General features: G+C 40.8%; 15 protein-coding genes. All 15 read left to right on the forward strand.

The features are described 5' to 3' along the window. The 15 genes from MPH60_RS06580 (at position 1) to qcrB (ending at position 13975) form a co-directional block, all read left to right on the forward strand. The gene (locus MPH60_RS06580) at positions 1 to 711 is read left to right on the forward strand and encodes a demethylmenaquinone methyltransferase (protein WP_241592141.1); all 711 of its coding nucleotides are present in this window, start codon (positions 1 to 3) and stop codon (positions 709 to 711) included. A 34-nt stretch (positions 712 to 745) separates the two neighbouring features. Next, complete coding sequence (hepT, locus tag MPH60_RS06585) at positions 746 to 1708, forward strand: heptaprenyl diphosphate synthase component II (protein ID WP_241592139.1); 963 nt, start codon at positions 746 to 748, stop codon at positions 1706 to 1708. A gap of 96 nt (positions 1709 to 1804) precedes the next feature. Next, complete coding sequence (gene ndk, locus MPH60_RS06590; protein WP_034308008.1) at positions 1805 to 2251, forward strand: nucleoside-diphosphate kinase; 447 nt, start codon at positions 1805 to 1807, stop codon at positions 2249 to 2251. A 188-nt stretch (positions 2252 to 2439) separates the two neighbouring features. Further along, positions 2440 to 3213 carry a CheR family methyltransferase gene (locus MPH60_RS06595; protein WP_241592137.1) on the forward strand — a complete coding sequence of 258 codons (774 nt, stop codon included), beginning with the start codon at positions 2440 to 2442 and terminating at the stop codon, positions 3211 to 3213. 254 nt (positions 3214 to 3467) lie between these two features. Next, positions 3468 to 4640, forward strand: coding sequence for a chorismate synthase (gene aroC / locus MPH60_RS06600; RefSeq protein WP_241592135.1), 1173 nt, complete (start codon positions 3468 to 3470; stop codon positions 4638 to 4640). Positions 4641 to 4643: 3 nt separating this feature from the next. Beyond that, positions 4644 to 5723, forward strand: coding sequence for a 3-dehydroquinate synthase (gene aroB, locus MPH60_RS06605; RefSeq protein WP_241592134.1), 1080 nt, complete (start codon positions 4644 to 4646; stop codon positions 5721 to 5723). Positions 5724 to 5748: 25 nt separating this feature from the next. Next, positions 5749 to 6117, forward strand: coding sequence for a chorismate mutase (gene aroH / locus MPH60_RS06610; protein WP_241592125.1), 369 nt, complete (start codon positions 5749 to 5751; stop codon positions 6115 to 6117). Between the two features lie 81 nt (positions 6118 to 6198). Beyond that, positions 6199 to 7311, forward strand: coding sequence for a histidinol-phosphate transaminase (gene hisC / locus MPH60_RS06615; protein ID WP_241592123.1), 1113 nt, complete (start codon positions 6199 to 6201; stop codon positions 7309 to 7311). A 47-nt stretch (positions 7312 to 7358) separates the two neighbouring features. Then, positions 7359 to 8462, forward strand: a complete 1104-nt coding sequence (locus MPH60_RS06620; RefSeq protein ID WP_241592121.1) for a prephenate dehydrogenase — start codon at positions 7359 to 7361, stop codon at positions 8460 to 8462. Between the two features lie 23 nt (positions 8463 to 8485). After that, positions 8486 to 9772: a 3-phosphoshikimate 1-carboxyvinyltransferase gene (gene aroA / locus MPH60_RS06625; RefSeq protein ID WP_241615811.1), complete on the forward strand. Its 1287-nt coding sequence runs from the start codon at positions 8486 to 8488 to the stop codon at positions 9770 to 9772. A 369-nt stretch (positions 9773 to 10141) separates the two neighbouring features. Beyond that, complete coding sequence (locus MPH60_RS06630) at positions 10142 to 11413, forward strand: tetratricopeptide repeat protein (RefSeq protein ID WP_241590167.1); 1272 nt, start codon at positions 10142 to 10144, stop codon at positions 11411 to 11413. Positions 11414 to 11454: 41 nt separating this feature from the next. Beyond that, complete coding sequence (locus tag MPH60_RS06635; protein ID WP_241590168.1) at positions 11455 to 12006, forward strand: ReoY family proteolytic degradation factor; 552 nt, start codon at positions 11455 to 11457, stop codon at positions 12004 to 12006. A gap of 162 nt (positions 12007 to 12168) precedes the next feature. Then, on the forward strand, positions 12169 to 12630 hold the full coding sequence (locus MPH60_RS06640) for a YpiF family protein (RefSeq protein WP_241590169.1): 462 nt from the start codon (positions 12169 to 12171) through the stop codon (positions 12628 to 12630). A 160-nt stretch (positions 12631 to 12790) separates the two neighbouring features. Further along, on the forward strand, positions 12791 to 13297 hold the full coding sequence (locus tag MPH60_RS06645) for a ubiquinol-cytochrome c reductase iron-sulfur subunit (RefSeq protein WP_057276295.1): 507 nt from the start codon (positions 12791 to 12793) through the stop codon (positions 13295 to 13297). 3 nt (positions 13298 to 13300) lie between these two features. Then, positions 13301 to 13975, forward strand: a complete 675-nt coding sequence (gene qcrB / locus MPH60_RS06650; protein ID WP_034307974.1) for a menaquinol-cytochrome c reductase cytochrome b subunit — start codon at positions 13301 to 13303, stop codon at positions 13973 to 13975. Positions 13976 to 13990: the final 15 nt, after the last annotated feature.

A 13990-nucleotide genomic window follows, 5' to 3' on the forward strand; every position in this document is an offset into this window, starting at 1 on the left:
ATGGAGCAGTCTAAAGAGCAAAAAGTTCATCATGTCTTTGAAAAGATCTACGGAAATTATGACAAGATGAATTCCCTCATCAGCTTTAAACAGCATCTTAAATGGCGGAAGGCTACAATGGCCATCATGAATGTCCCAAAAGGCGCCCATGCACTGGATGTATGCTGTGGAACAGCGGACTGGACCATTGCCCTTGCTAGTGAAGTAGGACCAGAAGGAAAGGTTGTTGGTCTGGATTTTAGTAAGAACATGCTGAAAATCGGCGAACAAAAGGTAAATGAACTCAATCTGGAGCAAGTGTCCCTAATGCATGGGAATGCAATGGAGCTTCCTTTTGAGGATAATAGCTTTGATTATGTCACGATCGGTTTCGGGCTGCGGAATGTCCCCGATTACATGAAAGTGCTTAAAGAGTTAAACCGGGTAGCCAAGCCGGGTGGAATGATCGTCTGCCTGGATACTTCACAGCCTACGATGCTTGGCTTTAAACAGGGCTATTATTTTTATTTCCGTTTCATCATGCCCATGTTCGGCAAATTATTCGCAAAAAGCTATAGCGAATACTCATGGCTGCAGGAATCAGCTCGGGATTTCCCCGGCATGAAAAAGCTTGAAAGCATGTTCAAGCAGGCGGGAATGGAAAATGTCAGTTATAAGGCCCATTTCGGTGGGGTAGCAGCAACGCATTTTGGGTACAAGCCTTCAAAATAAGCATTATAGCAATGGACAAAGCTGGGTGGAATGTATGAAATTTAAAATGATGTATTCATTTTTGAATGCAGATTTGCAATTAATAGAAAAAGAACTGGAAGCCGCAATCGAAGCGGATTCCACGGTTTTAAGGGAAGCTTCCCTGCATTTGCTGCAATCCGGTGGAAAACGGATCCGTCCGGTATTCGTCCTATTGGGTGCGAAGTTTGGCAACTATGATATTCATGTCGTAAAGCATGTCGCGGCGACTTTGGAACTGATTCATACCGCTTCCCTTGTGCATGATGATGTTGTGGATGATGCGGATTTACGCAGGGGATCTGCTACCATTAAATCAAAATGGGATAATCGTGTCGCCATGTACACAGGCGACTTCATTTTTGCTCGTGCACTGGAAATGATGGCGGTTATCGAGTCTCCGCTGGCGCATCAAATTCTCGCTGATACTATGGTTGAACTATGCCTTGGAGAGATTGAACAAATAAAAGATAAATACAATTTCGAACAGAATTGGCGGATATACTTTAGAAGGATCAAACGGAAAACGGCATTGCTCATTGCATCCAGCTGCCAGTTGGGAGCCATTTCAGCGGGTGTTGAAGAGAGAATTCACCAAAAGCTATTTAAATTCGGATATTATGTCGGTATGTCTTATCAAATCACCGATGATATTTTGGATTTTACTGCTTCGGAAGAAGAGCTTGGGAAACCAGCCGGCAGTGATTTGATTCAAGGTAATATCACTTTACCCGTATTGATTGCTATGGAAGATCCAAAGTTAAAAAAGCTTATCGAAACAGTTCGGGAAGATACGCCAAACGAGGAAATGTCCCATATAATTCATGCGATAAAAACTTCCGGTGCCATTGAAAAGGCAGCGAGGATCAGTGATATGTATTTAGAAAAGGCTTTTACTGAGTTGAAAGGTCTTCCTGCCATTAAAGCTAGAAAAACTTTATCGGATATCGCGAAAAATATCGGAAAAAGAAAGTTTTGATAATGGGAGTTGCGAAACTCATCAAACAATGGTAATATTCTAAAAGTATTGCCTTATATAGGCAAATAACAATGATACATATTAGGAGTGACATTCATGGAAAGAACATTTTTAATGGTTAAGCCTGACGGCGTTCAACGCAATCTAATCGGTGAAATCGTTTCCCGTTTTGAAAAGAAAGGCTTCCTTCTTGCAGGAGCAAAATTAATGGTCATTTCTCAAGAATTGGCTGAGCAGCATTATGGCGAGCACAAAGAACGTCCTTTCTTTGGCGAACTAGTGGACTTCATTACTTCAGGTCCTGTCTTCGCAATGGTTTGGGAAGGTGAAAACGTTATCGCTACTGCACGTCAAATGATGGGTGCAACTAACCCTAAAGATGCAGCAGCAGCAACAATTCGTGGCGATTTTGCCGTAACTGTCGGCAAAAACATCATTCACGGATCTGATTCGGCTGAAAGCGCTGTACGTGAAATCGGATTATTCTTCAAAGAAGAAGAACTTGTTGAGTACTCTAAACTTGTTAACGAGTGGGTTTATTAATTAATAAGATCTCTTTAAAAAAGCGGGTTCCATCGTCATTATGCGATGGAACCCGCTTTTTTTAATGGCTTTTTTAGTTTCATGCAGCAACGTAAAGGATCATTTTAGTTTAAAGAAAAAATGGCACTCTCCGATATATATAAAGGGAAGAACCACTTAAAATAATTTTGTGCAGGGGAGTCGTGGGAATGCCTCAAGAATATGAAGAGTTTATTCGTAATATCAAAATGCTGACAGGTATTGATTTGGCATTATATAAGGAAGGGCAAATGAAAAGGCGACTAACATCTCTATATGAAAAAAGAGGATATCATTCATTTCGTGAATACTACAAAGACATTCAAACCAATTCCGGTGTTTTAAATGAGTTTTTGGATAGAATGACAATCAACGTTTCCGAATTTTATAGAAATGCAAAAAGGTGGGAAGTGTTGGAGCGAAAAATCCTGCCTGGGTTATTAAAAAGCAAAAAAAAGTTGAAAATTTGGAGTGCTGCCTGCTCAACTGGCGAGGAACCATATACGATTGCCATGATATTATCCAATCTGGTCCCGCTTAGCCAGATAGAAATATTGGCGACGGATCTCGATGAAAATGTATTGGCGAGAGCGAAATTGGGAATGTATCCTGAACGTTCCTTAAATGAAGTGCCTGAGGAAATTAAAAGGAAATACTTTGAAAAAAAAGCGGATTTTTATCGTGTCGATGATGAAATCAAGAGAAGGGTGACATTTAAAAAGCAAAACCTTCTTGCTGACCGATTCGACCAAGGGTTCGATTTAATCGTTTGCCGCAATGTTTTAATTTATTTCACGGAAGAAGCAAAGAATTTATTATATGATAAATTTAGTGCATCGCTAAATAGCGGCGGGGTATTTTTTGTAGGAAGTACAGAGCAAATATTCACCCCAGCTAAATATCAATTTGAAACGATCGACACATTTTTTTATAAAAAAAAGTAAATACTTTAGAAAAAAGGGACTGATTCTGCACGTGCGCATTCAGTCCCTTTTCGTTTGCCGTGTACTAGCCATTCCAGTAGAACTCTAATTTGAAAGAATAAACTATATCGAAAATGTTTAAGTACTTGTAAAATAGAAAGAAAAGTGATTAAATTCAAACAATATGGTTTTTACGTTTTACATATACCCACATTTCATAAAATTGTGGTATATTGATACATATACACTTTAAAGTGCTAAAAGGGGGCTGGAAGATGAGATATTTAACAGCGGGAGAATCACATGGTCCGCAACTGACTACTATCATTGAAGGATTACCGGCAGGAATGCCGATTTCGAAAGAGGATATCAATCAAGAATTAGGACGCCGGCAAAAAGGGCATGGACGTGGAAGAAGGATGCAGATCGAGAAAGATCAGGCTTTTATTTCTTCGGGAATCAGACATGGCTACACACTCGGTTCACCGGTTGCTTTAGTGGTCGAGAACGATGACTGGAAGCATTGGACAAAGATTATGGGAAGCGAAGGGCTTTCAGAAGAGGAAGCTGAAGAAATTAAACGTAAAATCACCCGGCCACGTCCTGGTCATGCCGACTTGAACGGCGGGATTAAATATGGGCACCGCGATTTAAGAAATGTTCTGGAACGCTCTTCAGCCCGTGAAACGACAGTAAGGGTGGCAGCAGGGGCTGTCGCTAAAAAGCTATTGTCTTTATTGGGGATAGAAGTGGCATCTCATGTTTTGGAAATTGGCGGAGTGAAGGCAGAACCGCCAAAATACGATAGTATTCAGCAATTGCAACAAGTAACAGAAGAATCTTCTGTTAGATGTTTTGACAAGAACGTAGAACAGCAGATGAAGGATGCAATTGATGAAGCGAAACAAAAAGGAGACTCCATCGGCGGCATCGTTGAAGTCATTGTAGAAGGAATGCCGGTGGGTGTAGGAAGTTATGTGCATTATGACCGTAAACTTGATGCAAAACTGGCCGCAGCGATAATGAGCATCAATGCATTTAAAGGGGTGGAAATAGGTCTTGGATTTGAAGCTGCCCATCTATTTGGCAGTGATGTCCATGATGAAATCGCATGGGACGAAGAACAGGGCTATTACCGGAAAACCAATCGCCTTGGCGGTTTTGAAGGCGGTATGACAACTGGAATGCCGATAGTTGTACGCGGTGTGATGAAGCCGATCCCCACTTTATATAAACCTTTGAAAAGCGTTGATATTGATACGAAGGAAGTGTTTGAAGCAAGTGTCGAACGTTCCGATAGTTGTGCGGTTCCTGCAGCAGCAGTGGTTGCTGAGGCGGTAGTGGCATGGGAACTGGCGGCTGCCATCGTTGATCAATTCCCTTCAGATCGTTATGAGCAATTAGCGGAATACATAAGATCATATCGGGAAGAAGTAAAGGGGTTTTAAATCATGGAATCCATCCAAATAAAAACGGCTTCCAAGCATTATCCGGTTTTAATTGGCAAGAAGGCAATAAATGAATTGCCCGAATTAATATCACATGAATTAAATCATCTAAACAAGATTCTGATCATAACTGATGAGAAAGTGGCGGCACTTCATTTGCAGACCGTGAAAAACGCCCTGATCAAGACGGGGAAACCTGTCCTGCACCATGTAGTGCCAGAAGGGGAGCATGCTAAAACATTCGATGTGTTTTATGAATGCCAAAGCTTCTGCTTAACTCAACAGATTAATCGCAAATCATTGATTATCGCCCTTGGCGGTGGTGCAGTAGGTGATTTGGCTGGATTCGTTGCGGCTACTTTTATGAGAGGGATTCCATTTATACAGGTTCCGACGACTTTACTCGCCCACGATAGTGCAGTGGGCGGCAAGGTTGCCATCAATCACCCGCTAGGGAAAAATATGATTGGGGCCTTTCATCAACCTGAAGCGGTGATTTATGATCTTGAATTTTTAAAAACTCTGCCCCTTAAAGAATTAAGGTCAGGTTTTGCGGAAGTCATTAAACATTCATTGATAGCCGATAATGAGTTTTATCTATGGTTAAAGTCGAATATTGTTGATTTGAATGATATAACGGATGAGCAATTCCTGACAATGATTACAAAAGGGATTGGAATTAAAGCTAAAATTGTCGAAGAGGATGAGAAGGAAAACGGCATTCGTGCCTATTTGAATTTTGGTCATACGCTCGGACATGCAGTGGAAGGTTCAATGGGGTACGGAAACTTTACGCATGGGGAATCCATTTTAATCGGGATGATCTATGCCCTCAAATTGAGCAGAAAGAGAGTGGATCTCGATTTTAAACTGGATGAGTTTATTAGCTGGGTATCTTCTTTAGGTTATCAAATAACGATTCCAACCAGGCTTGAACATGCAATGCTGCTTGAATTAATGAAAACAGACAAAAAATCGGTCAATGATTCAGCTACTTTTGTCCTGCTAAACGAAGTGGGGTCACCGCTATTAATGGATATAGCCGACTCCGAGCTGATAGAGGAAATGGCGGATATGATATAGAGTTCAGGAGAAGGGGGGACTATGTGTGATAAGAGGAATAAGGGGTGCCACTACTGTAGAAAGAGACACGGAAATGGAAGTGATTTCAGCTGCCGAAAAGTTGATGGCAGAGATCATTCAGGTCAACGAGATTGATCCCGAAATGGTTGCTTCTGTGTTTTTTTCTGCTACGGAAGAGATTCGTTCTGTCTTCCCTGCCAAAGCCTTGAGGAAATTCGAAGGCTGGACTTATGTACCGGTTACTTGCATGAAAGAAATACCGGTCAGCAATTCCTTGCCATTTTGCATTCGGGTCATGATCCATGTAAATACGACGAAATCTCAAAAAGAGATAAAGCATGTATACCAGGCAGGGGCTACGGTATTACGGCCAGATTTGACAAAGCAAATATAAGATGATTTTAAATCTATGAATATGATATACTATTCTCACACTTTCTTACTTTAAAGTGATAAAAATATAGAGGTGATTGACATGAAATGGAATGAAGCGGTCCTTTCCTTGAAGTCTTATCAACCGGGAAAATCCACTGATGAAGTGAAAAAATTATACGGGTTGGAAAAAATCACGAAATTAGCTTCAAATGAAAATCCTTTCGGCTGTTCGGAAAAAGTAAAGGAGTCCGTTAGGAATTCAACACATTCGTTTGCGATCTATCCAGATGGGTATGCAACGATGCTAAGGGAAGCTGTTGCAAAACATACAGGTGTAAAAGAAACTCAGCTTATTTTTGGAAATGGATCTGATGAGAACATTCAAATCATCTCCCGAAGCCTATTGGGAGCTGGAAAGAATACGGTCATGGCAACAGGCACTTTTTCACAGTATCGCCATAATGCTACGCTAGAAGGTGCGGAAATCAGGGAAGTTCCTCATATCGATGGTGCTCATGATCTAGAAGGAATGCTTAAAGTCATAGATGAAAAAACAGCAGTTGTCTGGCTTTGTACACCAAATAATCCAACGGGTAAATACATTTCGGAACAGGACTTATTATCATTCATTGAAAAAGTGCCGGAAGATGTACTTATCGTTTTGGATGAAGCTTATTGTGAATATGCAACGGCTGAGGATTATCCGAGAACGAATCAATGGATTAATAAATATAAAAATTTGATCATACTCCGGACATTCTCAAAAATCTATGGACTTGCCAGTTTTAGGGTAGGGTACGGATTGGCGGATGAGGATATCATCCAGAAACTAGATCCATCCCGGGAACCATTCAATGTCAACACATTCGCACAGAATATTGCTATCGTCGCTTTGGAAGATCAAGCCTTCATTGAAAAATGCAAGGAAGAAAATCAAAAAGGGCTCAAGCAGTACTATGAATTTTGCAATAAGGAAAATTTAGTTTATTACCCGTCACAAGGTAATTTCATCTTTATCCATTTTAAACAGGATGCCGATGTGGTGTTTCAATATTTGCTTGAGCGCGGATACATTGCAAGGTCGGGGAAATCTTTCGGTTTTCCTAACAGCCTAAGGGTTACGGTTGGTTCTACGGAAGAAAATGAAGGAATGATTAACGCTATTAAAACTTTTTTGAATGAAGTTGAGGCACCTTCTGATTCGCTGCTTTAACGTTTCATCAAACCTAGAGGAGCACAAAAGATGCGGGGGAGAGAAGAGTGAAGGGTAAGGTTTTCGTAATAGGTCTAGGTCTAATTGGCGGATCATTGGCCATGGCTGTACGCCATGCACATCCTGAAGCCGTGATTGTTGGTACGGACCTAAGTGAAAAGAATATTCAACTATCGATGCTATTAGGGATCATTGATGATTCTGTATCATCATTGGAAGCGGGAGCATGTGATGCTGATTTGATTCTACTTGCTGTGCCTGTCAATGAAACCGTGAAGATTTTAGCTCAATTAGCTGAAATGGATTTAAAAAGTGATGTCCTCATATCGGATGCAGGGAGTACTAAGGATACAGTCGTTAAGGCAGCAAAACCATTGATAGATAAAGGGGTGGCCTTCATCGGGGGGCACCCTATGGCTGGTTCCCATAAAAGCGGTGCTGCGGCAGCCAAATTGCATTTATTCGAACATGCATTTTATTTGCTTACTCCCGGAGATTCCATCGAAGAAGAAAAAGTTGAGCAGCTGAAAGGATGGCTGCAAGGGACACGAGCGAACTTTCTGGTTGTAAGTCCTGCCACACATGATAAGCTGACTGGGGTCATAAGTCATTTTCCGCATATTGTCGCATCGGGGCTCGTTAAGCAAGCAGAAAATTACAGTAAGGAAAATAAGTTGATTTCAAGGCTTGCGGCAGGTGGGTTTCGAGATATTACAAGAATTGCTTCAAGCAGTCCGGAAATGTGGCGTGACATTTTGTTACATAACCGGGATGTGCTACTTGAATTAATGAATGATTGGCTGAATGAAATGGAGCATATAAAAGGTCTGGTCGCGAATGAAGATAGTGAAGAAATCCTTCGATTCTTTACCGATGCCAAGATTTTTAGGGATGATTTGCCAACATCTGCGAAAGGCGCTATACCAGCGTTTTATGATTTATATATCGATATACCGGATTATGCCGGAATAATTTCTGAGATTACCGGATATTTGGCACAGGAAGGGATCAGCATTACAAACATAAGGATCATTGAAACCAGGGAAGAGATATACGGTGTGCTGGTCATCAGCTTCCAAACGGATGTTGATCGCATTAAAGCTTCGGAGTGTATTTCAAGACATACAGATTATGAAACGATCCTGGCATAATATTAATAGGGAAGGATGGTTTTATGAATACAAAAAAATTACAAACGAACATCCAAACATTACGTGGTTCGATTGCCATACCTGGAGATAAGTCGATCTCCCATCGTTCGATAATGTTCGGAGCCCTTGCCGAGGGGGAAACGACAGTCACTAATTTTCTTCCAGGAGCGGATTGTTTAAGTACGATTTCCTGTTTTAAGCAGCTCGGAGTCCATATTGAACAAGATGGCCAGCACGTCAAAATTGCAGGCAAAGGTTTTAAAGGATTAACTGAACCTGAATCAGTGCTGGATGTCGGAAATTCTGGTACCACGATCAGGTTAATGATGGGCATTTTGGCAGGACAGGAATTTTCGGCCGTTTTGGCAGGTGACGAATCGATAGCCAAACGTCCAATGACCCGGGTAGTAAACCCTCTTCGCCAGATGGGAGCGATCATTGATGGCCGCAAAGGAGCCGAATACACCCCGCTCTTCATAAGAGGAGGCAAATTACAAGGTTTTCGCTATGAATTGCCTGTGGCAAGTGCGCAGGTGAAATCAGCGATAATTTTGGCTGGTTTACAGGCAGAAGGTGAAACGGTCATTATCGAACCGGAAGAGACCCGTGATCATACAGAACGAATGATCCAAGAGTTTGGCGGGAAAATCGAAAAGGACGGTCAAACGATTAAAGTAAGCGGAAATCAAGTCTTCAAAGGAACTAACATCCATGTGCCGGGTGATATTTCTTCAGCGGCTTTCTTCATGGTGGCTGCAGCGATTACGGAAAATAGTGAAGTGGTATTAAAGAATGTCGGCCTTAATCCGACAAGGACTGGAATCATCGAAGTCATGAAATCGATGGGGGCGGATATTACGATAGAGAAGAAGACGACCGAGGGTGAGCCTGCAGGAGACATCACTGTCAGAAGCTCCCGGCTAAAGGGAACGACCATCAGCGGTGATTTAATTCCGCGTCTCATCGATGAAATACCGGTAATTGCACTTTTGGCAACACAGGCTGAAGGGATAACGACAATCAAGGATGCAGCAGAACTTAAAGTGAAAGAGACGAATCGAATTGATACTGTTGCAAATGAGCTGTCCGTCCTGGGCGCAGATATTACCCCGACAGCAGACGGATTGATCATCAAAGGACGTAAAGCCTTGAATGGTGGTAAGGTTACAAGCCATGGGGACCATCGTATCGGGATGATGCTTGCTGTAGCGGCTTTGATAACGGATGGGGAAGTGGAACTTGCTGACCCTGATGCCATAGATGTATCATATCCACAATTTTTTGGGCATTTGACGCAATTGATAAAGTGAATATAAAAAAAGTTTACATACCTTATTTGGTCTGTAAACTTTTTTTAAATCCTGAAAAGTGTTGAAAGCGCTAACATTCGGACTTTTTATACCCGTATTGATCATGAAAATAAATGAAAATGGTGTTCATGATCAAAAAGGAGATTTACCATAGAGTGGAGAATTAACTAGTAACCTTTTTTTAATGAGAATGGGAGGGGACTTCATCAATGGAATACAGGGCTACAGTATGGTAAACTAATGAATACTGTTTACTATACATCTTGCGATTATATGGTATTTTGTTCTTAATGGCAGAGTATGTTACATTATGGCGTGAGTGTGTATGACTAAGGATCAAGTCTATCATGCAAAAGGAAGGATTCAACAATGAACACAGTGGAACAAGTTATACAGCATTTAAAAAAAGGGGAATTAACAGAAGCTCTTAAACATATAAATCGAATTAAATCATCAGAGTCAGCAGAGGACATATTGTTGCTGGCCGAAGAAATGCTCCAGCTTGGTTTTGCGGAGGAGGCAAAGGATCTTTTTGAACATCTGCTGCAACTCTATCCCGATGAAGGAGAATTAATTGTTTCGTTGGCGGAAATCCTGATTGACATGGACCAGGAAGATGAAGCGATGCTGATGCTTGAAAAAGTAAGTGCAGATGATGAAGTATATCCAAGTGCTTTGCTTTTGGAAGCGGACCTGTATCAATTACAGGGGATGGACGAGGTCAGCGAAAGGAAATTACTGCAGGCCAAAGAAATGCTTCCAGATGAGATCATCATTGATTTTGCACTAGCTGAACTGTTCTTTCATCAAGGAAGGGATCAGGAAGCCATTGCAAATTACATAAAGGTTTTGGAACAAGAACAAGAAATCGCTGGTGTTAATGTCAATCAGAGGCTTGCTGAAGCATTAAGCAGTTCGGGGAAGTTCGAGGAGGCCCTTCCGCACTTTGAAAAGGCCTTAAAGGATGGACTTGAAATCAATACCCTATTTGAATATGCATTTACAGCTTTTCAGGCCGGTCTTTATGACACAGCCGTACGAAAGTTCATTGAACTGAAAGAATTAGATCATGAATACCATTCTTTATATTTGTACCTGGCAAAGAGTTATGAACATCTTGAAGATCTGGAAAATGCCTTGAAAACAGTTAAAGAAGGAATCAAGGCTGATGAATTCAATAAGGAACTTTACTTCTTCGGTGGAAAAATTGCCTTGAAAAGCGGGCTTGATGAAGAGGCGGAAAATCTATTTAAAGAAGCACTGGCCATTGATCCGGGATACCTCGAAGCTGCACTTACCCTCTTGAAATTGTATATGCACCACGAAAGGTATGAAGATGTATTGGAGTGTATTGGTGAAGTAAGGCGATATGGAGAGGATGATCCGCAGTTTGAATGGATAGCTGCTGTATCATATCAGCATACTGAACAATTTAAAGAGTCATTAACCAGCTATCATCAAGCATATAATTCATTCAAGAACAATCAAGATTTCCTTGAAGATTATGGTTTCTTTTTAATTGAAGAAGGAGACAGAGCCACATCTAGAGAAGTATTTAATAAGCTCCTTGAGATGAACCCGGCGAATGATGAGTATGCGATGATATTGGAGCGGCTAGGTGAAAGCGCAGATGAAATGTAGATAAGTGAAACGAAACTAAATCTAGACAGAGGAGGGAATTCATGGTGGCTGCCCCTGTTTCTGTGAATGAGAAGAAGGATTTTATTCGGTGGTTTTTAAATCATTATCAACTGAAACGAAGAGAATGTGTGTGGATTTTGAATTATTTAATGAGTCATGATCAACTAATGAAAAAGGTTCATTTTGTAGAAAATGCACAATATTGCCCACGTGGACTGATTATGTCGACACATTGTGTGGATGAAGTCCCTTTCAGGTTCTATAAGTCCAACATCATGACAACCGATGCAGAGAAATCTTTTCATGATATCCGTTTAAATCGGGATGAAGACATTTATATTCAGCTTAATTTTAAATCGTCTTATTCTTCCTATCAATATGCAGCGGTACTCGAGAACAACCCCTTCATGCCGAAATCAACGGCGTCGAATGAAAAAGACCAGCTGCTTGCTGAACAATTTTTGGAAAGAAGCATGTTGTATTTTCAAAGGGACCGTTTGCTTAAGGAAATCGATGAAGCCCTTGATAAGCATGATGAACTAGCATTTAAGAACTTAACCGAACAATTGAATCAATTAAAAGTACTTGGATGAAATAAATTGACCTTTCCGTAATCAGGAAAGGTTTTTATTTTTTATAAAACATTGATAAAATCCACATTTTTGTAAAGACTATGGGTATATGGTAAAGATGTTATAAAAATAATGGTAAAATGATAAGGAGTTGATTTAAAAAATCGGGAGTGAAGAAAAAACATGAAGTGGACAGCAAAAGATCTTGACATGTATATGCAGTCAAAAGAGTATGTGGATACCGTTTTGATTCCTTTGGTTCCCCTATCTTTTCGAGGACAAATGAAGCAAACGGGCTCAATGAATGAGTTTCTTACCATTTTAAGCTTGGAAATTGAAAAGCAGATGAAAGGAAGAATTCTTTTATTGCCAACATTTCATTATTTAAGTGATGAATTGGATAAGGTTGAGCGATTAAAACGTTGGGCCGATGAAGTGAAAGAAAATAATTTCGAGCATGTTTTTTTTCTTACATCGGATTTTGAGTGGAAAAAGGAGGAGCGGGAATTAGAAAATAATTTAGTATGGATTCCTGCCATCCCGCTGGAAGGGCTTGAAATCGAACAAGCGAGGGAAATGATTCACCAGCAAGTCATCCAAATCCTTGATATTTTCTCTTATAATTGGAAAAATGAAAAAAAGTAGGATTTTTCGCATTATTTGACACATAGTTGCCACCTTTTGGGTTTTACAAATATTGACCTTGGTAAATTATTGAGATATCATGGAAATGTCCTAGTTTTATAGTGTCGCTATTTATTGGTCCTTTGGGCTCTCAGTATAGTAATAGAGGGGGGGAAAACGCATGAGCAAGCATAATGTTTCACGACGTCAATTCCTTAATTACACACTTACTGGCGTTGGTGGATTTATGGCGGCCGGTATGTTGATGCCTATGGTTAGGTTTGCAATTGATCCTGTATTATCAGCAGATAAAGGCGGGGATTACGTTGCAACTAAACAGAAGGTAGGTGAACTGACTACCGAACCAACCCGTGTCGACTTTAGTTTTAAACAGGTCGATGGGTGGTATGAGTCTGAAGAAACAAATACAGCTTGGGTTTACAAAACGGATGATGGTAAGATCGTTGCTTTATCTCCAATCTGTAAACATTTAGGCTGTACGGTAGGCTGGAATACGGATAAGACTAATCCGAATCAATTTTTCTGTCCTTGCCATTATGGCAGGTATACGAAAGATGGAGTGAATGTGAAAGGGACACCGCCGGTTTCACCATTGGATGTCTTTGACACGAAAGAAAAAGATGGAATACTTTATTTGGGTCAACTAAAACCGCATGGGGAGGCGTAAACATTGCTAACAAAGTTATATGACTGGGTGGACGAGCGTTTAGATATTACGCCGTTATGGCGGGATATTGCTGACCATGAGGTTCCTGAACATGTTAACCCCGCACATCATTTTTCTGCATTCGTATATTGTTTTGGTGGGTTAACTTTCTTTATTACGGTCATCCAAATCTTGTCAGGCATGTTCTTGACGATGTACTATGTCCCAGACATTAAAAACGCTTGGGAATCTGTTTATTATTTACAAAATGAAGTTGCCTTCGGTCAAATTGTCCGTGGTATGCATCACTGGGGAGCAAGTCTAGTTATCGTTATGATGTTTTTACATACTCTTCGTGTCTTCTTCCAGGGAGCTTACAAAAAACCGCGTGAATTGAACTGGATGGTCGGCGTACTGATTTTCTTCATCATGCTGGCATTAGGCTTGACTGGTTATTTATTGCCATGGGATATGAAAGCGCTATTCGCAACGAAGGTTACTTTGACAATTGTCGAATCGGTACCATTGATGGGACCGGCACTCAAGACATTGATAGCAGGAGATCCAACGATCGTTGGAGCACAGACATTGACACGATTCTTTGCCATTCATGTATTCTTCCTGCCTGCAGCATTATTTGCTTTACTAGCGGCTCATTTCCTGATGATCCGAAAACAAGGTATTTCAGGTCCACTATAAAAGAATGGTGAACCA

The sequence above is a fragment of the Peribacillus sp. Aquil_B1 genome, assembly GCF_022603275.1.
GTDB lineage: Bacteria > Bacillota > Bacilli > Bacillales > DSM-1321 > Peribacillus.